Annotated in this window: 16 protein-coding genes; 10 read left to right on the forward strand and 6 right to left on the reverse strand. The window is 48.8% G+C overall.

The genetic code is table 11. The annotated features are described in order from the left end of the window. Positions 1-3 precede the first annotated feature (3 nt). The 4 genes from tal (at position 4) to P3C17_RS09105 (ending at position 6,901) form a co-directional block, all read left to right on the forward strand. Complete coding sequence (tal, locus tag P3C17_RS09090) at positions 4-945, forward strand: transaldolase (RefSeq protein ID WP_300929135.1); 942 nt, start codon at positions 4-6, stop codon at positions 943-945. Positions 946-954: 9 nt separating this feature from the next. Continuing rightward, positions 955-2,955: a transketolase gene (gene tkt / locus P3C17_RS09095; RefSeq protein ID WP_300929136.1), complete on the forward strand. Its 2,001-nt coding sequence runs from the start codon at positions 955-957 to the stop codon at positions 2,953-2,955. Between the two features lie 88 nt (positions 2,956-3,043). Beyond that, complete coding sequence (locus P3C17_RS09100) at positions 3,044-4,732, forward strand: glycoside hydrolase family 9 protein (RefSeq protein ID WP_300929137.1); 1,689 nt, start codon at positions 3,044-3,046, stop codon at positions 4,730-4,732. Between the two features lie 417 nt (positions 4,733-5,149). Then, positions 5,150-6,901 (forward strand): glycoside hydrolase family 13 protein, encoded by a 1,752-nt coding sequence (locus P3C17_RS09105; RefSeq protein WP_300929138.1) that lies wholly within the window; start codon positions 5,150-5,152, stop codon positions 6,899-6,901. A gap of 68 nt (positions 6,902-6,969) precedes the next feature. Here P3C17_RS09105 and P3C17_RS09110 read toward each other — a convergent pair whose 3' ends face one another. Next, complete coding sequence (locus P3C17_RS09110; protein ID WP_300929139.1) at positions 6,970-8,148, reverse strand: MFS transporter; 1,179 nt, start codon at positions 8,146-8,148, stop codon at positions 6,970-6,972. A 98-nt stretch (positions 8,149-8,246) separates the two neighbouring features. On the opposite strand from P3C17_RS09110, the gene P3C17_RS09115 reads away from it, so the two are divergent. After that, entirely contained in the window at positions 8,247-9,161 is a 915-nt protein-coding gene (locus P3C17_RS09115; RefSeq protein ID WP_300929140.1) for a LysR family transcriptional regulator, read from the forward strand. On the opposite strand, the gene P3C17_RS09120 is transcribed toward P3C17_RS09115, so the two are convergent. Further along, positions 9,158-10,078, reverse strand: coding sequence for a LysR family transcriptional regulator (locus P3C17_RS09120; protein WP_300929141.1), 921 nt, complete (start codon positions 10,076-10,078; stop codon positions 9,158-9,160). The two genes, P3C17_RS09115 and P3C17_RS09120, sit on opposite strands and share 4 nt — an antisense overlap. A gap of 109 nt (positions 10,079-10,187) precedes the next feature. Here P3C17_RS09120 and P3C17_RS09125 point away from each other — a divergent pair, with 109 nt between their 5' ends. Genes P3C17_RS09125 through P3C17_RS09135 form a run of 3 tightly spaced genes read left to right on the forward strand, consistent with a single transcriptional unit; the run spans position 10,188 to position 13,039 of the window. After that, entirely contained in the window at positions 10,188-10,994 is an 807-nt protein-coding gene (locus P3C17_RS09125) for an MBL fold metallo-hydrolase (RefSeq protein ID WP_300929142.1), read from the forward strand. A gap of 49 nt (positions 10,995-11,043) precedes the next feature. Then, positions 11,044-12,174, forward strand: a complete 1,131-nt coding sequence (locus P3C17_RS09130) for a Gfo/Idh/MocA family oxidoreductase (RefSeq protein ID WP_300929143.1) — start codon at positions 11,044-11,046, stop codon at positions 12,172-12,174. Continuing rightward, positions 12,161-13,039 (forward strand): 3-oxoacyl-ACP reductase family protein, encoded by an 879-nt coding sequence (locus P3C17_RS09135; protein ID WP_300929144.1) that lies wholly within the window; start codon positions 12,161-12,163, stop codon positions 13,037-13,039. The genes P3C17_RS09130 and P3C17_RS09135 overlap by 14 nt, the downstream gene beginning before the upstream one ends. A gap of 73 nt (positions 13,040-13,112) precedes the next feature. On the opposite strand, the gene P3C17_RS09140 is transcribed toward P3C17_RS09135, so the two are convergent. Then, complete coding sequence (locus tag P3C17_RS09140; RefSeq protein WP_300929145.1) at positions 13,113-14,048, reverse strand: alpha/beta hydrolase; 936 nt, start codon at positions 14,046-14,048, stop codon at positions 13,113-13,115. Positions 14,049-14,174: 126 nt separating this feature from the next. On the opposite strand from P3C17_RS09140, the gene P3C17_RS09145 reads away from it, so the two are divergent. Then, entirely contained in the window at positions 14,175-14,783 is a 609-nt protein-coding gene (locus P3C17_RS09145; protein WP_300929146.1) for a CGNR zinc finger domain-containing protein, read from the forward strand. A gap of 66 nt (positions 14,784-14,849) precedes the next feature. Here P3C17_RS09145 and ssb read toward each other — a convergent pair whose 3' ends face one another. From ssb to P3C17_RS09160, 3 genes are all read right to left on the reverse strand, one after another. Next, a complete protein-coding gene (ssb, locus tag P3C17_RS09150; RefSeq protein ID WP_300929147.1) occupies positions 14,850-15,518 on the reverse strand; it encodes a single-stranded DNA-binding protein in 669 nt (222 codons plus the stop codon). 11 nt (positions 15,519-15,529) lie between these two features. After that, positions 15,530-16,897: an MFS transporter gene (locus P3C17_RS09155; RefSeq protein ID WP_300929148.1), complete on the reverse strand. Its 1,368-nt coding sequence runs from the start codon at positions 16,895-16,897 to the stop codon at positions 15,530-15,532. A gap of 72 nt (positions 16,898-16,969) precedes the next feature. After that, on the reverse strand, positions 16,970-18,115 hold the full coding sequence (locus P3C17_RS09160) for a GGDEF domain-containing protein (RefSeq protein WP_300929149.1): 1,146 nt from the start codon (positions 18,113-18,115) through the stop codon (positions 16,970-16,972). 352 nt (positions 18,116-18,467) lie between these two features. Between P3C17_RS09160 and uvrA the strand changes: the two genes are divergently transcribed. Continuing rightward, entirely contained in the window at positions 18,468-21,296 is a 2,829-nt protein-coding gene (uvrA, locus tag P3C17_RS09165; RefSeq protein ID WP_300929150.1) for an excinuclease ABC subunit UvrA, read from the forward strand. Positions 21,297-21,324 lie beyond the last annotated feature (28 nt).

Below are 21,324 nucleotides of genomic sequence, written 5' to 3' on the forward strand. Positions count from 1 at the left end.
AGTATGAATCAGCTCGAACAACTTAGCAAAATGACGGTGGTAGTGGCAGACAGCGGTGATATTGCCGCTATACAGCAGCTTCAACCGACCGAGGCCACCACTAACCCATCGTTGATCTTACAGGCCAGCCAGCAGGCGGATTATCAGCATTTATTACATAGCGCTTTAAAAGGCAATGAACAAGATATTGCCGCAGCCTGTGAGCAAGTGACAGTGAATTTTGGCTGTGAAATTTTGCGTCATATTCCGGGTCGGGTCTCGACTGAAATTGACGCCCGTTTGTCTTTTGATACCGAAGCCAGCGTGGCCAAGGCCTTGAGTATTATTGAACGTTACCGAGCAGCAGGGGTCGACTCAAACAGAGTGCTGATTAAACTGGCGGCCACCTGGCAAGGTATTCAGGCCGCAGCCCGGCTGGAAAAGCTAGGTATTCATTGCAATCTGACCTTGATTTTTAGCCTGGCGCAAGCCAAAGCCTGTGCCGATGCAGGGGTCACTTTAATTTCCCCTTTTGTTGGCCGTATTCTGGATTGGTATAAACACAATCAGCCAGAGCAGGATTTTTCCGGCGACAAAGACCCAGGCGTTATGTCGGTAAAAACCATTTATAACCATTACAAAAGCCATGGCATACCTACTGTGGTGATGGGTGCCAGCTTTCGCAATGTGGAGCAAATCCGCCAACTGGCTGGCTGTGATTTACTGACCATAGCCCCTAACTTGTTACTGCAATTAAAAGATTCCACTGACCCTTTGCCTGCAGCGCTGCAACCTCATACAACTCAAAGCCCTGATGCCACCAAAGCTTTAAGTCAGGCTGAATTTTTATGGCAACTGAATGAAGACGCCATGGCCACAGAAAAGCTGGCCGAAGGTATTCGCAAATTTGCAGTGGATCAGCGCAAGCTGGAACAACTGTTACAGAACTTGGCCCCAAGCCGCTAGGATATGTCTATGCAAACCACTCAGCACACTGATCATAAAAGCCGCGCTAACGCTATTCGCGCTTTAGCTATGGATGCAGTACAAAAAGCCAACTCAGGTCACCCAGGTGCGCCTATGGGTATGGCCGATATTGCCGAAGTCCTCTGGCTGCACTTCTTAAAGCATAACCCCGCCAACCCGTTGTTTAGCAACAGAGACCGTTTTGTGCTGAGTAACGGCCATGCTTCTATGTTGTTGTATTCCTTGCTGCATTTAACAGGTTATGAATTATCTATTGAGGATTTAAAGTCTTTCCGTCAACTGCATTCGAAAACGCCTGGGCACCCTGAATTGGGCTATACAGCAGGCGTCGAAACTACCACTGGTCCTTTGGGCGCTGGTATTGCCAATGCGGTAGGTATGGCCATCGCCGAAAAAACTCTGGCAGCGCAATTTAACCGCCCTGATTACCCAGTCGTCGATCACTTTACTTATTGCTTCCTCGGTGACGGCTGTCTGATGGAAGGTTTATCCCACGAAGCCTGTTCACTGGCTGGCACTTTAGGCCTGGGTAAACTGATTGCCTTTTGGGATGATAATGGTATTTCTATTGATGGTCATGTCGAAGGCTGGTTTACCGACGACACGCCAGCGCGCTTTCACTCTTACGGCTGGCAGGTCATTCAGGTGGATGGTCATAACCCAACCCAGATTGCTGATGCCATCACACAAGCTCAGGCAGAAACAGACAGACCCACGCTGATTTGCTGTAAAACTGTCATAGGTTATGGCAGCCCGAATAAATCAGGCACTCACGACAGTCACGGCTCACCACTAGGTGACGGCGAAATAGCTAAAACCCGTGAATTTCTGCAATGGTCGCACGTTCCTTTTGAAATTCCGGCCGAGATTTATGCCGATTGGGACTGCAAAAGCAAAGGTGCAGCACTGGAGCAACAATGGACAGAGTTATTTGCTGCGTACAAAAAGGAATATCCAGAACTGGCTGGTGAATACCAACGTCGGGTTATAAATCGCGAATTACCAGCCAACTTTGAAGCTGCCACTCAAAGCTTTATCGAAAATTGTCAAAACCAACAACAGGATATTGCCAGTCGCAAAGCTTCGCAGCTCTGTATCGCTCACTTTGCGGCACTGCTGCCTGAAGTCTTAGGCGGTTCAGCCGATTTGGCTGGTTCGAACCTGACTTTATGGTCGGGCAGCAAAGGCCTGAGCAAAGACGATAGCTCCGGCAACTATATCTACTATGGTGTGCGCGAATTTGGCATGGTTGCCATAATGAACGGCATTAGTGCCCATGGTGGTTTCCGTTGTTACGGCGCTACTTTCCTGATGTTTATGGAATACGCCCGCAATGCAGTGAGGATATCGGCTTTAATGAAGCTGCCGAATATTTATGTCTTTACCCATGATTCCATAGGTCAGGGTGAAGACGGCCCAACGCACCAGCCGATAGAACAGCTGACGAATTTGCGGACCACACCAAACCTCGTCACCTGGCGCCCAGCCGATTTAACTGAAACCGCTGTGGCCTGGAAAGCAGCCTTAACAACCACAACCTCGCCTTCAGCTTTGGTATTTAGCCGGCAGAATCTGCGTCAGTTCCAGCGCAATTCGGAGCAAATCAAGTTAATCAGCAAAGGCGGTTATATTTTAAAAGACTGCGGCGCAGCGCCGGATATAGTGCTGATAGCCACTGGTTCTGAACTGCAACTGGCTTGTGATACCGCCGACAAACTCAGCGCTGCAGGTAAAAAAGTGAATGTGGTGTCTATGCCAAGCACCACTTTATTTGACCAGCAATCTGAGTTTTACCGTGATTCCGTGCTGCCTGATCAGGCACAAATTGTTGCAATAGAAGCAGCTCACCCGGATTTCTGGTACAAATACGTCGGCAAAAAAGGCCTGATTATTGGTATCAGCAGCTTTGGCGAATCAGCGCCAGGCCCTGCCTTGCTGGATTATTTTGGTTTTAATGCAGACGTCATTGCAGCTAAGATTCTGGCCTAAACGCCAGAAATCAGCAAACAACGGCTTCGACCTTATCAACCTAATAAGGTTGAAGTCTGACTCTAGCTCTCTGAACAAGGATTTTGTTATGCGCCTGGCTTTTTCTGTACTTTGTTTTGTTTCCGCTGCCAGCTCTTACGCCGCAGCACCAGCACCTCAACTGAAATTCAACCAAAGCGGTTACCACCATCAGGGCCAAAAACTGGCGGTGATCCCAGGAAAAAGCCAACAAGCCTTTCAACTGGTCGCCTTGCCATCAGGCAAGATTGTGTTCAAGGGCCAAAGTTCGGAAGCTCAGCTTTGGGCTCCGGCAGGCGAAAGCGTCAGTATTGCAGATTTCACCAAAGTACAAACCAATGGCAGTTACCGACTGGAAGTTGCAGGCTATGCAGCAGTTGAACTGCAGATTGCAGCCCAACCTTATGCCCAATTGCATGATGCAGCTATCAAAGCCTATTACTTCAACAGAGCTTCGCAGCAACTAGACAAAGCTTATGCTGGTGTCTGGGCCCGCCCTGCCGGGCACCCGGATGACAAAGTTAAAATACATGCCTCAGCAGCTTCCGCCAGCAGACCGACAGGCACCGTAGTTCAGTCGCCTAAAGGCTGGTATGACGCTGGTGATTACAATAAATACATAGTGAATTCCGGCATCAGTACTTTTACCTTGTTAGACGCCTGGACAGACTTCACAGACTTTTACCGCCAGCGGCAATGGACTATCCCTGAATCTGGCAACAGCATGCCGGATTTGCTGGATGAAGTATTGTGGAATCTGGACTGGATGAGCAGCATGCAAGACCCTGCTGACGGCGGCGTTTACCATAAACTGACGACACTGAATTTTGAAGGCGCCGTTATGCCGCATCAGGCAGTAGCGCAACGTTATCTGGTACAAAAAACTACGGCAGCCGCTTTAAACTTTGCCGCTGTAATGGCCAAAGCCAGCAGAGTGCTAAGCGAATTTGATAAAGAGCAACCAGGCAAAGCTGTTTTGTTCAGACAACAGGCTATTCAGGCATGGCAATGGGCCAGCAAGAATCCGGATATTCCTTATCAACAACCTGCGGATGTCAACACAGGCGCTTATGGCGATAAAAATCTGGCAGATGAATTTGCATGGGCGGCGGCAGAGCTTTATCTACTAACGGGTGAAGAGCCTTATCTGCAACAGTTTTTCCAGCTGGCTCAGCCAGTACAAACCGCTTCATGGGCTTCGGTCGCTGCTTTGGGTTACTTCTCTTTGGCAAAAGAAGCAAATCGGCTGAAGCCAGCACAGCGCCAGTTGGTGTTCAGCGCTATTACAGCTGTGGCCGATCAATTTGCAGCTCAGCATCAGGCTTCAGCCTATAAAGTAGCTATGGTGCCGGAAGATTTTGTCTGGGGCAGTAATGCGGTGGCGATGAATAAAGCCATACTGCTGTATAAAGCCAACCAGATCACTGCAAAAGCCAGCTATGTGGAAGCAATGCAAGGCCTGCTGGATTATGTGCTGGGTCGTAATCCGCTCGATTTATCTTATGTCACAGGTTTTGGTGTAAAAAGCCCACAGCATATCCATCACCGCCCCTCTGAAGCTGACGGTATAAAAGCACCAGTGCCGGGTTGGTTAGCAGGTGGTGCGCAGCCAGGACAGCAAGATAAATGTAAGTACAGCAGCACATTACCAGCCAAATCTTATGTCGACGACTGGTGCAGCTATGCCAGCAACGAAGTCACCATCAACTGGAATGCGCCACTGGTGTATATGCTGGCCGCGTTTTCTCAGCCTGACTAACCTTCTCAAGGGCCAGAGTTAAAACTCTGGCCTGCCCAGCCTCCACACCTAAATAGTTACACACTCATATGAGTTTTTTGTCCTCTCATCGCAAGCTGTCATAGACGACAGACCGAATACGTATGCAATGCCTTGTATAAAAAAGTTAAAAAACCAACTATTCAACCGGGCTATCACAGGGTGAGGCTCAGGCCCACTTTGAATCACGCACAGAGGATGCAGTTGTCGTGGTTTTTGTGGGGATTTGTAGATTAAAAAAGAGATACAATAATGCTTAAATCACCACTAAAACTACTCACACTCTCGTGCTTAGCAGCCACAAGCTTTCTTTACAGCACCATAAGCTTGGCTTTTTGCCCCCAAACCTCTGACGCAACGCCAAAAGGTCCTATTCCGCTGAACGAGCAAGGAGAATTTGTGCCGCTTTGGGCTAAAAGCGCGACCTGGTATCAAATTTTCCCAGAACGCTTCCGTGATGGCGACCCGTCGAATAATCCTACTGCAAAAGATCTGCTGGGCGCAGATCCTGCTGAACCACCAAAAGAGTGGCGAATTCATCCCTGGGGCAGTGACTGGTACAAATTACAGCCCTACGAAGTGGCAAATGGCGAAGCTGAATTATGGAAACATTTGCTGCGTCGTCGTTATGGTGGCGACTTGCAAGGCATTATCGACAAGTTAGACTACATAAAAGGCCTGGGCTTTAACGCGATTTACCTGAACCCTATATTTGACGCGCCATCCCTGCATAAATATGACGGTGCCAGTTACCATCATGTCGACCCTAATTTTGGCCCCGATCCAAAGGGTGATAGGGCTATGATGGCCAAAGAGAACCCGCTTGACCCATCAACCTGGGTCTGGACTAAAGCCGATGAACTAGCGCTGGAGTTAATTAAACAGGCCAAACAACGGGGCATCAGAGTTATTTTTGATGGCGTCTTTAACCATATGGGTGTCAATAGCTTTGCCTTCCAGCATCTGAAACAGCACCAACAAAACTCGCCTTATAAAGACTGGTTTACGGTGAAGAGCTTTGATAACAAACAGACTGGCAGCACCTTTAGCTACGAAGGCTGGTTTGGCGTGTCTTCGTTACCAGAATTTAAAGAGGACAATAAAGGACTAGCCGCAGGTCCGCGGGATTATATTTTTGCCGCAACAGAGCGCTGGATGAACCCGAAAGGCAAAGGTACAGAATACGGCGTGGATGGCTGGCGATTAGATGTGGCCTTTTGTGTAGCTCATGGCTTTTGGAAAGATTGGCGCCGCCATGTCAAAACCATCAATCCACAAGCTTACATTACCGCTGAACTGGTGATGCCTTCCGAGCAAGTGAAACCTTATTTTCAGGGCGATGAGTTTGATGGCGAGATGAACTACAACTTCGCCTTTAACGCTGCTGAATTTATGTTTAATCCAGCTCCGCATAAAATCAGCCCTACTCAGTTCGATGCCAAGCTGGCACAGGACAGAGCCTTGTATCCTAAAGGCGTAGCTTACGTCACGCAAAATCTGTTTGGCAGTCACGACTCAAACCGTATTGGATCTCATATCGTAAATAGAGGCATAGGTAATTTCCGCGATTGGGGTAAGTACTTCCAGCTATCTCAGGTCGGTAGCAACCCTGCCTATCAGGTGCGTAAACCTAATGCTGAAGAAATTCGTCTGCAAAAACTATTTGTTATTTTCCAGATGACCTATGTCGGAGCGCCTATGGTGTATTACGGAGATGAAGTAGGAATGTGGGGAGCCAACGACCCGGATGACCGTAAACCTATGGTTTGGGACGATATCAACTATGAAGACGAAGTCACTCAGCCTGACGGCAGTAAACGCCCGGCTGATGCAGTGACCGTTAACAAAGATCTGCAACAACACTATAGTAAGCTACTGAAATTACGAAATAGCTTACCGGCTTTGCAGTTGGGTAGTTTTACCACCCTAGTAGCAGACGATGGCCGTGATCTTTATGCTTTTGAGCGTAGTTATCAGCAACAGCAAGTAAGGGTGTTGTTAAACAACAGCAATAGCTCTGCCGAATTTGAGCTCAGCCATGATGGCCTGAACTGGCAAGAGCAACTTGATAAACTTTCGGTCAGTCGCAAAGGGGACAAAATCTATCTGACCGTGCCCGCCAAATGGGGCGCTGTGCTGGTCGCTCAGTAGCTTTGACAGCAGAGGAGATTCAAAGAGGCTACAGCTGGATTGGCTGTAGCCTTTTTTAAGTCACCTATCTAACAAGCTGCAACTGGATTCTCCTGGCTGCGTTGCTGACGGCTACGCCTGAACCATAACACCATCATAAGTCCCAACAGAGCTGTACCGGCACCAGCCAAAGGCACATAACTCAAGCCTAAACCTGTTTTGATAATGGCGGCACCCAAGACGGCGCCCAAAGCATTACCCAGATTAAAAGCGCCTATGTTCATTGCAGCAGCTAAATTGGGCGCAGCTTTGGCTTCTTGTACCACCAATGATTGCAGTGGCGGAACCAAAGCAAAACTGGCAATACCCCATAAAAAAATCAAAGGCGCGACAATCATTGGCGATGACACAGTCATAGAGAACAAAGCTAATAACAAAGTGACAGCAACCAAAGAGGTGATAAGAGTTAAATCCAGTGAGCGATCAGCAAAACGGCCACCCAGATAATTTCCTACCGCCAAACCTGTACCGTACAACACCAGCATTGCTGTGACAAAAGCCGTTGATGCATGGGTTTCATCCTGCAATATAGGCACTATGTAAGTAAATACAGTAAACATTGAGCTTGAACTGACCACTGTTAACAACAAAGCCGCTAACACCGAGCCTTTGCTCAAGACTCTGAGCTCATTACGCACATTGGCTTTGCCTTCGTTCGCCAGTGGCGGCAATGACAAGCGCAGCGCCAGCATAGTAATTACCCCTATCACGGCCATAGCAAAAAAAGCAGGACGCCAGCCAATGACTTCACCAACATAGGCAGCCAGAGGAACACCTCCAATAGTAGCTATGGTCAAACCGGAAAACATAGCTGCTACAGCAGCAGAGCGTTTTTCTGGCGGCACAATACTCATAGCAACAACAGAGCCAACGCCAAAAAAAGCACCATGATTAAATGAAGTAACAATACGCCCAAACAACAACAGGTTATAGCTATCCGCCATAGCGGAGATCAGGTTGCCGAGGGTAAAAATTCCCATAGATAACAGCAACAGGTTGCGGCGACTCATATTGGCAAAAACTAAGGTCATTAAAGGTGCGCCAATCAGCACACCAAAGGCATAAGCGCTAATTAACATGCCCGCTGTTGGAATAGAAACAGCTAAGTCATTGGCAATAACAGGTAACATCCCCATGGGGGAAAATTCGGTGACACCTATACCAAAAGCCCCCAGTGCAAGGGCCAGTAAAGGAATATTGATTTTCATACAAAGTCTCGCTAATTTGTGATGCGAAGGAATATAAACAATCACAACACCAAGAAAAAGTAGCGCAGGATACATTCAGTTTTGCTTCGGAGTCACAAATGAGCGCTGAAAAGACAGGAAAGACAGATCGAACAGCTGAAATGGAGACCTTTTTGTCCGTTGCCTGCACGGGAAGTTTAAGCGCAGCAGCCCGTGAATTAGATCTCACCCCATCCGCAGTCAGCCGTATTATGACCCGTCTTGAAAAACGTCTGGGCGTCAGGCTTATAGTTCGCAGCACCCGCAAACTGCGTTTAACCAGTGAAGGGGAATCTTATGCACTGGCAGCCCGACGGATTTTAAAAGATTTGGAGGACACAGAAGCCAGTATTGCCAGCCGTGGCAGTCCAAGTGGCATGATCAAAGTCACCACAGCAACGGCGCATAGCCGCCTGACCATAGTGCCGCTGCTGAAAGAGTTTCTACAACGTTATCCGGATATCCGCCTTGAAATCGATGTATCAGACCAAATCCGCGATGTTCATGCTGGTCATGTCGATGTTGCCATCCGTTTTGGCCCCTTGCCGGATAGCGGCCTGCATGCCCGCCGTTTGGGTGAAACAGGCCGGGTTGTGCTTGCGTCCCCTGAATATCTGGCCAAAGCCGGAGTACCCCAAACACCAGCTGATTTAACAAAGCACAATTGCCTGGATTTCAGTTTCAGACGACTGGAACCTGGCTGGCCATTTCGTGAAAATGAACAGGACTATATGCTCGCAGTCAGCGGCAATGTGATAGCAAATAATGGTGAAACGCTGGTTGAACTGGCCCTGCAGGGCATAGGCATTACCCGTGTCGGCCGTTTTCATGTGCAGCAGGCATTGGCAACAGGCCAACTTGTAGCTTTACTTGAAGAGTACAATCCGCAGGACCGCGAAGCTATTCATGCAGTTTTTATTGGTGGCCATACTATGCCGGCCAGAATACGGGTATTTGTCGATTATCTGGTGGAGAAGATGACGGACACTAGCTAAGTCGCAGATATAGCCCCTCGTTTCTCTACCAGAAAGTCGAGCAGCGCACGCACTTTGGATGGCATATGCTGCCGTGACGGAGTGTATAAATAAAAACCAGCCTGGCTATATTTCCAATCACTTAACACCTGCACCAGACTGCCATCGGCCAGCTGCTGCTGTATCGAAATATCAAGATGCTGACTTAACCCTATGCCCTGCAATGTTGCCCTTGTCATGCTTTGATCATCATTCAGTATCAGGTTTCCGGCAACGGACTGAGTAAAGTGCCGCCCATCCTTGCCAGGCTCGTTGAAATCCCATGCACGGATGGCTCCGGTACTGGCATAACGGTAATTGATGCAGTTGTGCTGTGCCAGATCTGCCGGAGTTTGTGGCACCCCATAGTGCTCAAAGTAAGAAGGTGCGCCCACTACCACCATAGCAAGCTCAGGACTAACAGGAACAGCAACCACATGATCGGCAAGGCTTTGGCCTAAACGTATGCCGAAATCGCAGCCATCGGCAATAATATTGGACAGCGTATCGTCCAGGATCAGTTCAAGCCTGATCTGCGGATAACGCCGGTAAAATTCAGCCAATTGAGGTTCGACTAAAGTGCGTGCAGCCAGTCGTGAGGTATTAATCCGGATTAGGCCTGATGGCTCTGCCGCGCTGTCCCCCAGGTTTTGCACTGCATCTTCAATCTGAGCCAGACTGCTATTCAAAGTATCAAACAACTGCTGACCAGCCTCTGTCAGCGACATATCGCGGGTGGTGCGATACAGCAGCTTTACGCCGATCTGGTGCTCTAAAGCTTTCAGATTCTGCGACAAAGCAGCACGGGACACGCCCATTTCTTCCGCTGCACGGGTAAAACTGCGATGCCGGGCTATATGGGTAAACCAGGCCAGAGATGGTAGCAAAGACGGATTCATGGCGTTATTGTAAACCTGAGCTTAACTCTCATGTCTGGATTCTAGTCTTCTTTTTAACCAATGCAATACTTATGATTTGATCTCCCTGAACAGCCTAGAGAGATCTGACATGATAGTGATAAAGCGGCTACCTCTTCATCCTCAGCAAAAACTCCGTATTGCTGTGCTGTTAAGCGGCCTGGTAGTGCTGTGCTGCACAGCCATTTTTGCCAAGGCAAATCCCACTCATGCGGTTTCCGGCGAAAGCAGTTTTGCGTTAGCAACCGGCAGCATTGTCGTCAGCCAGGTCATGCAGATGAGTGTGGTGATCGAAACGCCCGCCGGAGTCATTTACACCGACCCGACTCAAGGGAAATCCCGGTATTCAGCCTATCCAACACCAGACCTTATTCTGATCTCCCATGAGCATCACGAACATTTTGATCACACAACGCTGGAACAGCTTGTGGGTCCGACTACGCGCATAGTTGTGCCGCCTTTTGTTATGCAGCAACTTCCGGCCAGCCTGAAAAGCCAGGCTGTAGCTTTGGCCAATGGCGAAATGGCGGAATTAGGTAACATCAGAGTGGAGGCTATTCCTGCTTATGGTCTGAGAGGCCAGTCAGCCCGCTGGCACCCTTTTGGTAGGGGAAATGGTTATGTGCTGACTGTTGATGGTCAGCGGCTTTATATCGCAGGTTCCACAGAGGCCACACCAGAAGTGCTGCAACTGCAAAATATTAATATCGCCTTCCTGCCGTTATACCCGCCTTATGCCATGGGGGTGAATGACGCAATTCAGGCAGTGCAAGCCATCAAACCTCAATTTACTTACATCTATCAGTACAACAGTCGCAGCACAAGGGACAACTTCATCCAAAAGATGAACAACAACCCCGTCAACACCATTGTGGTTGCACCGGATATCCCATTCTGAGGCAACTTTTGTTCCCGTTTTATTTCACTCTTATCAATGGAGAAAACCTATGTCGACTAAACAATTGCGTGTCGGAATTATCGGCGCAGATACACAAGCAAGCTGGGCCGGAGCCTCACATGTTCCGGCTATTCAGGCGAACCCTGCATTGCGGCTTGCTGCTGTGGCCACCCGCCGTGAAGAGAGTGCCAAAGCCGCAGCAGAGGCTTTTGGTGCTGAACACTGGTACGCCAACCCTTACGATCTGATTAACGATGATAGCATCGATATTGTCACTATTGCCGTCAAAGTGCCAGCACATAAGGAGTTAGTACTGGCAGCTTTGGCGGCGAACAAAGCCGTTTATTGTGAAGCCCCTTTAGGTTCGACCTTGGCGGAAACTGCAGAGATGGCTGCAGCAGTGGGCTCATTGCATACAGCTATTGGCCTGCAGGGACGGATGAATCCTTCAGTGCGACGCGCTGCAGAGCTAATTGCCGCAGGCAAGATTGGCAAGCTGATGTCTGCCAATGTCAGAGCGACCACCTTCGGATTTGGCCCTCAATCCTCCAGTGTCTATGACTATTTCAACAAAGCGGCCTCAGGCGCAAGCTTTCTGACGATTACGACCGCTCATGTGCTGGATCTGGTTGAAGCTGTACTTGGCAACATCACCGAAGTTGATGCCCGCACTGAGCTGCTGTGGCCGGAGATCCAACTGGTAGATACAGGTGAAACGTCTGTTCGTGAAATCCCTGATCATCTGGATCTGATAGCAAAAACAGCTTTAGGCGCCTCTGTCTCTGTGCAGGTACTGGCTGGTATTCCGCCTGAAGATGCACATTTTGTGCTGGAAATTCGTGGTTACACAGGTTGGATCAAGCTCACAGGTCATCATCTGGCCGGAGTTCAGGTGGGCGATCTAAACCTGTCAGCAAGTACAGACTTTGCTCAGCCAGATTCTCCGATAGCGTCTGGCTCCGTTGGTCCAACAGCTGCGGATTTCTGGACGGGCGCATCCATCAATGTCGGCGAAGTTTACGCCAGTCTCGCACGCGATATAACCGCAAATACCTTCACTACTAAAGGTTTTGCCCATGCACTGCACAATAGTCGTCTGATTGCTGCGGTAGAACGCGCAGCCCAAGGCGGCACAAGACAATATCCTCTGAACAAAGGAGATCATCATGCAAACAAATGAAAAAACCGGACTCAGCAGACGCAGTTTCGTACTTGGCGCAACAGCGGGCATTGCAGCTATTGCCGCCTCGTCTATTGGTGCAACACAAGCTGCAGCAGCAGAGCAAAAAGCCACAGAAAGCCGAACCCAGGATCTGGCCGGCAAACGCGCTCTGGTGACAGGTGCTTCACGGGGCATCGGTGCAGGCATAGCGCTGGAACTGGCAGACAGAGGCGCTGATGTGGTGATTACTTATATCCGATCCACTGATAAAGCGGCTGAGATAGTGAAGATGATTGAAGCAAAAGGACGGCGAGCCCTGGCCGTTCAGGCTGACAGTGGTGATCCGGCTGCGGTAAAACGCTCTGTCGAAGAAACAGTGAAAAAACTCGGCGGGCTGGATATTCTGGTCAATAACGTCGGTATTGCACGCTCTGGTCCACTGGTGACTATGAGCTTTGCAGATATTCAGGATTTAATGAACGTGAACGCCCGTTCGGCTGTATTGGCTTCGCAGGCAGCAATTCCTTACCTGAAAAAAGGCGGGCGCATTATCACAACGGGTTCGTGTCTGGCCGAACGTGTGCCATATCCAGAGTTAACTGTGTACTCCATGTCGAAATCTGCCTTGCTTGCCTTTACCAGGGGTTTAGCGCGTGAACTTGGTCCGCAAGACATTACAGTAAATCTTGTTCAGCCCGGCCCTATAGATACAGATCAGAACCCAGCAGATGGCGACTGGGCTGAATCCAATCGCCGCCTGACGTCTCTGGGACGTTATGGAAAACCCGCTGATGTAGCAGCAGTGGTTGCTTTTCTTGCAAGCCCTGCAGCACATTTTATGACAGGCTCAGTGGTGACAGTGGACGCAGGTTTTAACGCCTGAACCAGTGACTGCAGCGCAAACAAAATAAACTAAAAGCATCACAGCCTTAGCACTGCTGTGATGCTTTTGAGCTTTAAGGCTTGATGCTACGGTCCAAAAACTCCAGCATAGTTGCTGCGATTTCATTACCGTGCGTTTCAATCGCGAAGTGACCCGTATTCAGAAACTGCACTTCAGCTTTCGGATTATCACGCTGGAATGCTTTAGCGCCTGCCGGAAGAAAGAATGGATCTTTATCCCCCCAAATAGCTAATAAAGGCGGTTGCTTGCTGCGGAAGAACTGGTGCAACGCTTTGTACTGCTTCACATTGCTGCCGTAATCCAGCAGCAAATCCATTTGCGCATCAACGCCAATGCGCTCTATTGCCGCATGAGCTAACTGATAAGGTTCCGGCGCGATCACTGAGGTATCCTCTACACCTTCAGTGTATTGCCACTTCAGCATGTCTGGGGTATTGAACTTGCGTAAGGCTTCGCGGTTTTCCGCTGTTGGGTTAGCCCATGCTTTACGCATATCTGCCCAACCTTCACTCAGTCCTTCTTCGTAGCCATTACCATTCTGGGTCACAATGCCCGTGATCTTTTCTGGATTTTTCACCGCCAGACGCCAGCCCACCGGAGCACCATAATCAAACACGTACATAGCGTAGTGCTCGAGGTTTTTAGCGACGGTGAACGCATCAATCACAGAGGCGAGATTGTCGAAGTTGTAGTTAAATTTAACGCCGGGTTTGACTGTGGTTTGACCAAAACCAGGCAGATCCGGCGCTATCACATGATACTTCTGTGCCAGTTTTGGCATCAAATCTCTGAACATATAAGACGAAGCACCAAAGCCATGCAACAACAATACTGTTGGCGCTTGTGGCGAACCTGCCTCGCGGTAAAACACATTAACGCCTTGCACATCCAGGCTTTGATAACGCACCAGCGTTTTATCTTCTGCAGCTGTGGCAGAAAGAGAGGCAGCTAAGGCGGTAGCTGCGAGCAGTATTTTTTTCGTATTCATGGTTACTCCGTGAAGTTAAAGTTGGCAATATCACTTAGTAACCCATATAATCAAACTTAAGTGGTTACTTGAATCAAGTTTGGCTGAACAAAAGTAACCTGTCAAATTAATTTTTAAAGGTTACTCATGACGATTTCAACAATTCTGCACGAAGAAACGCCAAGTGGCGCTCCAATGCTGGGTGATCATTTGGCTATGGACTTACTCAATACAGAAGCACGCGACGATGGCAAAGCTATTGAATTCTGGAACAGTGATGCAGAAGTACTGCAATGGCTGGCCCGCTACGACATAGCGCCAACAACAGAGGGCAAGACTCTTGCTCCCGGTGAACTACTCACTCAGGCCAAAGCATTACGAGCGCTGGCGCGGCAGCTCATCACTGAGTTTAAAGAGGAAAAATCACCGGAGATCGGTAAGTTAAATCAGTATTTGCAGTCTTTTCTTACTGTCCCCACTCTGGAAAGGGATCATAACGGCCAACTGGTATTAAACCGTGTGTCACGCAGTGAAATGATTGGATCTTTATTAGGCCCAGTCGCAGAGGCTGTCGCGCAGTTATTGGTTGAAGGCAACTTCGATTTGGTTAAACAATGCGAACACCCCGACTGCATTTTATGGTTTTACGATCGAACCAAAGCACACAAACGCCGTTGGTGCAGCATGGCTTTATGTGGCAACAGGCATAAAGCGGCACAGTTCAGGAAAAGAAGTAGTAGTTCAGATTCTGTATAGCAATAAATGACATAAAAAAGCCTCTAATTTCAGAGGCTTAATTTTATAGCGAACAAACCGTTGTCATCAGAACGGAATATCGTCGTCGAAGTCGATTGGTGGTTCCATTGGGCCACGTTGTTGTGGTGCTGCCTGATTAAAACCGCCTTGTGGTTGGTTAAAATTGCCCTGAGGCTGGAAGCCGCCCTGAGCTGGACGTTGCTGGTAACCACCTTGAGCCGGTGCTGCAGCAGCTGGAGCTTGAGGAGCGTAACCGCCTTGAGCTGCCGGAGCCGCTTGTGGCATACGTTGTTGTGGTGCAGCAGCAGGTTGTTGATAACCACCTTGGTTACCGCCCTGATTGCCCATTGGAGCACCGCCGCCCATAGCAGGAGCCTGACCAGCGCCCTGGCCTTCACCACGGCCGTCTAACATTTGCAGCTCGTTGGCAATGATTTCAGTGGTGTAACGTTCAACACCTTGCTGATCCTGCCACTTACGGGTACGTAAACGACCTTCGATATAAACCTTGCTGCCTTTACGCAGGTATTCACCGGCAATTTCAGCCAAACGCTGATAAATCACTACACGGTGCCATTCAGTATTTTCTTTCTTTTCATTGGTCGTTTTGTCGGTCCAGCTTTCGCTGGTCGCAATAGTCAGGTTAGCCACTGCGCCGCCTGTAGGCATATAACGAACTTCAGGATCTGTGCCTAAGTTACCAATCAAAATTACTTTATTAATTCCACGAGCCATGCGACTTCTCCTTAACTTTTTTGGCTGCTCTCAACCAAAGACTGTGCCTCTGCCAAATCAAAATGTTGCTGGCCGACTTTTAAATACAAACGTTGTTCCGCAACCACCACCGTGACCTCCAACACACCCTGGAGTTGGGTCAGGCGCTGCGCCAATTGGGCTGCGGCGGCTTCATCGGCCACTTTGACAGGCAATGACAGCCGTTGCGATCGCGCTGGCACTGTCATGCTGCTGGCATAAGCCAACCATAGTAAACCAATCAGGGCAGCCACGGCAAACAACGATTCACCGCTGCTGAAACTAGCCACAGCACCGCCTAAAATACCGCCTGCAAAGGCACCAAAAAATTGAGCACTGGCGTAAGTACCCATAGCAGTACCTTTTAATCCAGCAGGAGCAATACGCGACAACAAAGCAGGCATGCTGGCTTCTAAATAGTTAAAGCCAACAAAAAACAACAACAGCGCCAGGGCGATCGACCACAACTGCTGATTGATTAAAATTAACACAAAACTAACAATAAGCAGGCTTATTGCCAGTAATAAATAGCCTTTTTCCTGTTGCTTGCGACTGGCCAGAATCATCAGTGGCACCATCAGAATAAAAGCAGCAATTAAAACAGGCAGATACAGCTGCCAGTGCTGTTCTGACACAAAACTCTGCTGTAACAATAGAGTGGGCAATACCACAAAAATAGCCGTCAGTAGTAAGTGCAATACCAGCACACCAAAGTTCAGTCGTAATAATTCAGGGTGGCGAAACAATGCTGCGATTTGGCCTTTGGTAGCTAGCGTTTCAGAAGCTGGTGCTTTACTGACAGCCACAGGCACCACTTTCCAGACCACTAGCAAACCGGTAATGGCCATCAAAGCTGTGCACCAGAAAATACCGCTTAAACCGCTGGCCGCTGCTATCGCAGGACCAGCCACCATAGCTACGGTGAATGACAAACCTATGGTCATGCCAATCACAGCCATCACTTTGGGTCTTTGTTCTTCACGGGTCAGGTCGGATGCCAGCGCCATCACAGCACCGGAAATAGCGCCCATGCCTTGCAGCACCCGGCCAAAAGTCACCATATAAACAGAATCGGCTAAAGCAGCCACCACAGAACCCAGCACAAAAAAACTAAGCCCCAGTAACATGACAGGTTTTCGGCCCCATTTATCCGACAGCCAACCCATAGGAATTTGTAACAGTGCCTGAGTTAAACCATAAGCACCAATAGCTAAGCCTATCCACAAAGGCGAAAAGCCGATCAGGTCTTTGCCAAAAATGGCAAAGACGGGGATCAGCATAAATAAACCAAGCATCCGGAAAGCAAATACCAGTGCCAAAGACCAGGCGGCACGTTTTTCCAGTGGATTCAGATGGGACATCTGCGACTCTATCTCCGGGTTAAAGCGGGCGGCGATTGTAGCACAGCGCCAAGGGAGCCTGCCATCACCGAACTAAAGAGTGTCTGTGGCAAATTCGATACGATCACGGCCTCTGGCTTTGGCTTGATATAAAGCATGATCAGCGCGGCGCAACTGGCAATCAAAATCAAAGTCAGCGTTAAATACCGTGATCCCCACACTGATACTCAAGCCATTTTGGCTACCGAGTTGAGGCAACTGCAGATGACGCACCGCCAGCAATAAACGTTCAGCCGCCAATTGCGCTGAATCACTGTCGGTTTGAGGTAAAAACACAATAAACTCCTCACCGCCATAACGCGCCAGCACGTCACTTTGGCGTAACTCTTTTTGCAGCACTTCGGCCACAGCAATCAACACCTCATCACCGCCCTCATGGCCAATTTTGTCGTTGATTTGTTTAAAGTGGTCCAGATCAATCATAAAAAGTGCGGCACTGTGCTGCTGGCGTTGTAAATAAGCCAGGCAACCCTGAATAGCGTTGACTAAACCACGACGGTTCAGCAGGCCTGTTAAAGGGTCGTGCAGGGCTTCATTTTTGAATTTTTGCTGGGTTTCTTCCATATAACCTGTCAAAGCAAAGATGCAGTAGCCCGCAGAAACAGCAGGCCAAAAAGACTGAGAAATCAACAAACCAGACAATAACCACTCTGGGGCGACCAGCAGCATAAAAGAGCGAAGCAGGCAAATGAGCAGCCAGGCAACAAAAACGGCAGCCATCATCAAATCGGACAGGGTAGGATTGGGCTTTAAATAGCGGAAACACCAGAAGCAAGGGCCTATCAGTAAAAATGCAAACAAAGTCATCAGATGTAAGCTGACATTTTGCTGTTGATGGTACGAAAAATAACTATAAGAAAATGCCAACGCCAAACCTACAGGCACTATCCACAGCCAGGGCACTGCTCTGCCTGATCTTTTAAAACAAAAAGCGGTTAGCAAACTCATATTCAGTGCCGAGAAACTTAATGACAGCACTAAACTTGGTCCAGGAGCAGGCCAAAAGTAGAATAACCAGCTTAATAATTCAGCAGCTATGGCAGCTTGCAGCAGAGGTAAAGCTCTGCTGTTTTGATCGGTTGCACGCAAGCGAAAACTGGCCAGTAAAAACACCAGCAACACCTGGATCATTGCAAAGCAGTAGAGTTGTTCTGAGGTCATAGTACGTCTTAACCACAAGTGGACACCTTCAACTTAGCTTTAACTTATTCAATCCGCAAATCTGGTTCAAAAACAGTTAAATAGCAGCCTATTTCTTTGCTGTTTTTCTAGGCGGCTGGCTTGCTATAAAGCATGTATTTATATACAGTATCGCCAATTGAATTATTGCCCGGCTGATCCGGTTTTGGCTCTGCCACATAAAGCTTTAACCTGACACCCAACATCGCTAACAAGGGTATAATTCGTTTTTCCCAAGCCGACCTCAACAGGCAAGAGACGTAGGATGCAGTCGCCCACAGGGCACTGCATATGTGACAAAGGTACATTTCGTTTTCCGAAGTCTGCATCAATAGGCAAGAGACCCAATAGTATGGATAAAATAGATATTCGGGGTGCCCGCACCCACAACCTGAAAAATATTTCACTGGAAATTCCACGTGACAAACTGGTGGTGATCACTGGTTTATCCGGTTCAGGTAAATCCTCTTTGGCCTTTGATACGCTGTACGCTGAAGGTCAGCGCCGTTATGTTGAGTCTTTGTCGGCCTATGCCCGGCAGTTTTTAAGCCTGATGGAAAAACCCGATGTCGATCATATCGAAGGTTTATCCCCAGCTATTTCTATTGAACAAAAGTCGACGTCGCATAACCCACGTTCGACTGTGGGCACTATCACTGAAATTTACGACTACCTGCGTTTATTATTTGCCCGGGTTGGCGAACCGCGTTGCCCTACTCACGATTTGCCTTTAACTGCTCAAACTGTCAGTGAAATGGTGGATAAAGTGGTGGCCTTCCCTGAAGGCACCAAGCTGATGGTATTAGCACCTGTAGTGCAGGAACGTAAAGGTGAGCACGTCAAAACGCTGGAAACCTTAGCGGCTCAGGGTTATATCCGTGCCCGTATTAATGGCGAAATTTGTGATTTGTCTGATCCACCCAAGCTGGATTTACACAAAAAACACACCATTGAAGTGGTGATCGACCGGATTAAAGTGCGCGACGATATTAAACAGCGTTTAGCCGAAAGTTTTGAAACCGCGCTGGAGCTGTCCGGTGGTATCGCTAAAGTAGCGTCGATGGACGATGAAAAAGCACCTGAACTGATTTTCTCTGCTAACTTTGCCTGCCCTACTTGTGGCTATTCAATGGCCGAGCTGGAACCACGGTTGTTTTCCTTTAACAACCCGGCCGGTGCTTGCCAAAGTTGTGATGGCTTAGGTGTAAAACAGTATTTTGATGCCAATAAAGTCATAGTCAGCGACGAGCTGAGTTTATCCGGCGGCGCTATTCGTGGCTGGGATAAACGCAACTTCTATTATTTCCAGATGCTGAAATCTTTAGCAGACCATTACGGCTTTGAGCTGGAAGTGCCTTTTGCCAGTTTAAGCAAACAGCATCAGCAGGTGATTTTAAACGGCACAGGCAAAACCGACATTGAGTTTAAGTACCTGAACGACCGTGGCGATATCATTAAACGTAAACATCCGTTTGAAGGCATTTTGCCGAATATGGAACGGCGTTATCACGAAACCGAATCTAATGCGGTACGGGAAGAGCTAGCCAAGTATTTAGCCTCGCAGTGTTGCCCAAGTTGTGACGGCTCACGTTTACGCGAAGAAGCCCGCCACGTTTTTATTGGCAAAACCACGTTGCCTGAAGTAGTGGAGCTGTCGATTGGTGACTGTTTAGAGTTCTTCCGCCAGTTGACCTTAATGGGCCAGAAAGCTCAAATTGCCGAAAAAATTCTGAAGGAAATTCAAGACCGGCTGATGTTTTTAGTCAACGTAGGCTTGAATTACCTGAACCTGTCCCGCAGCGCCGAAACCCTGTCTGGTGGTGAAGCTCAGCGTATTCGTTTAGCCAGCCAGATTGGTGCTGGCTTAGTAGGTGTGATGTATGTGTTGGACGAACCCTCCATTGGTTTGCATCAGCGCGACAACGACAGATTATTGGGCACACTGACGCATTTACGCGACTTGGGGAACACCGTCATAGTGGTAGAACACGACGAAGACGCAGTGCGTGCCGCCGACCATATTATTGACATTGGCCCAGGTGCCGGTGTGCATGGTGGTTATATTGTGGCGCAAGGCAGCCTGGAAGATATTAAAAATACCCCAGAGTCGTTAACAGGCCAGTATTTATCCGGCGTGCGCAAAATTGCGGTACCAGACAAACGCCACGAAGGCAAAAAAGGCAAAGAACTACGAGTGTTAGGCGCAACAGGCAACAACCTGAAAAACGTCGATTTAGAAATTCCTTTTGGCGTGATGACCTGTATCACAGGGGTATCAGGCTCAGGTAAATCCACCTTAATTAATGACACTTTATTCCGCGTTGCCCACCGTGTATTAAACAAAGGTGAAGGCAATGAACCTGCGGCTCACAAAGCTATTGAAGGCATGGAACATTTTGATAAATGTGTCGACATCGACCAAAGCCCGATAGGCCGCACCCCACGCTCTAACCCAGCGACTTACACTGGTATTTTCACTGCAGTGCGGGATTTATTCGCCGGTACTCAGGAATCCCGTTCTCGTGGTTATCAGGTTGGCCGTTTTAGCTTTAACGTCAAAGGCGGCCGCTGTGAAGCCTGTCAGGGCGACGGCATGATCAAGGTAGAAATGCACTTCCTGCCAGATGTGTACGTGCCATGCGATGTCTGTAAAGGCAAACGCTACAACCGCGAAACGCTGGAAGTAAAATACAAAGGCAAAAACATTCACGAAGTGCTGGAAATGACAGTGGAAGACGCTCACGAATTTTTCGAAAGTATTCCGGCCATAGCCCGCAAACTCAAAACTCTGATGGACGTAGGTTTAACCTATATCCGCCTCGGCCAGTCGGCAACTACGCTATCAGGCGGCGAAGCCCAGCGGGTTAAACTGGCGCGTGAACTCAGTAAACGCGACACTGGCAAAACCTTGTATATCCTCGACGAGCCCACCACAGGCCTGCACTTCTTTGATATCCAGCAACTGCTAAACGTACTGCATAAACTGCGCGACGCCGGCAACACAATAGTGGTGATTGAACACAACCTCGACGTGATCAAAACCGCAGACTGGGTAGTCGACTTAGGCCCGGAAGGCGGTAGCGGCGGCGGTGAAATCCTGATCGCAGGCACACCGGAACAAGTGGCAGCCTTTGATAAGTCTTACACTGGGCATTATTTGAAGCCGTTGTTGGGGATGTAGTATTCTGTCTCTCTGTAAGGGCGCGGTT

The organism is Rheinheimera sp. 1928-s, from assembly GCF_029269265.1.
GTDB lineage: Bacteria > Pseudomonadota > Gammaproteobacteria > Enterobacterales > Alteromonadaceae > Pararheinheimera.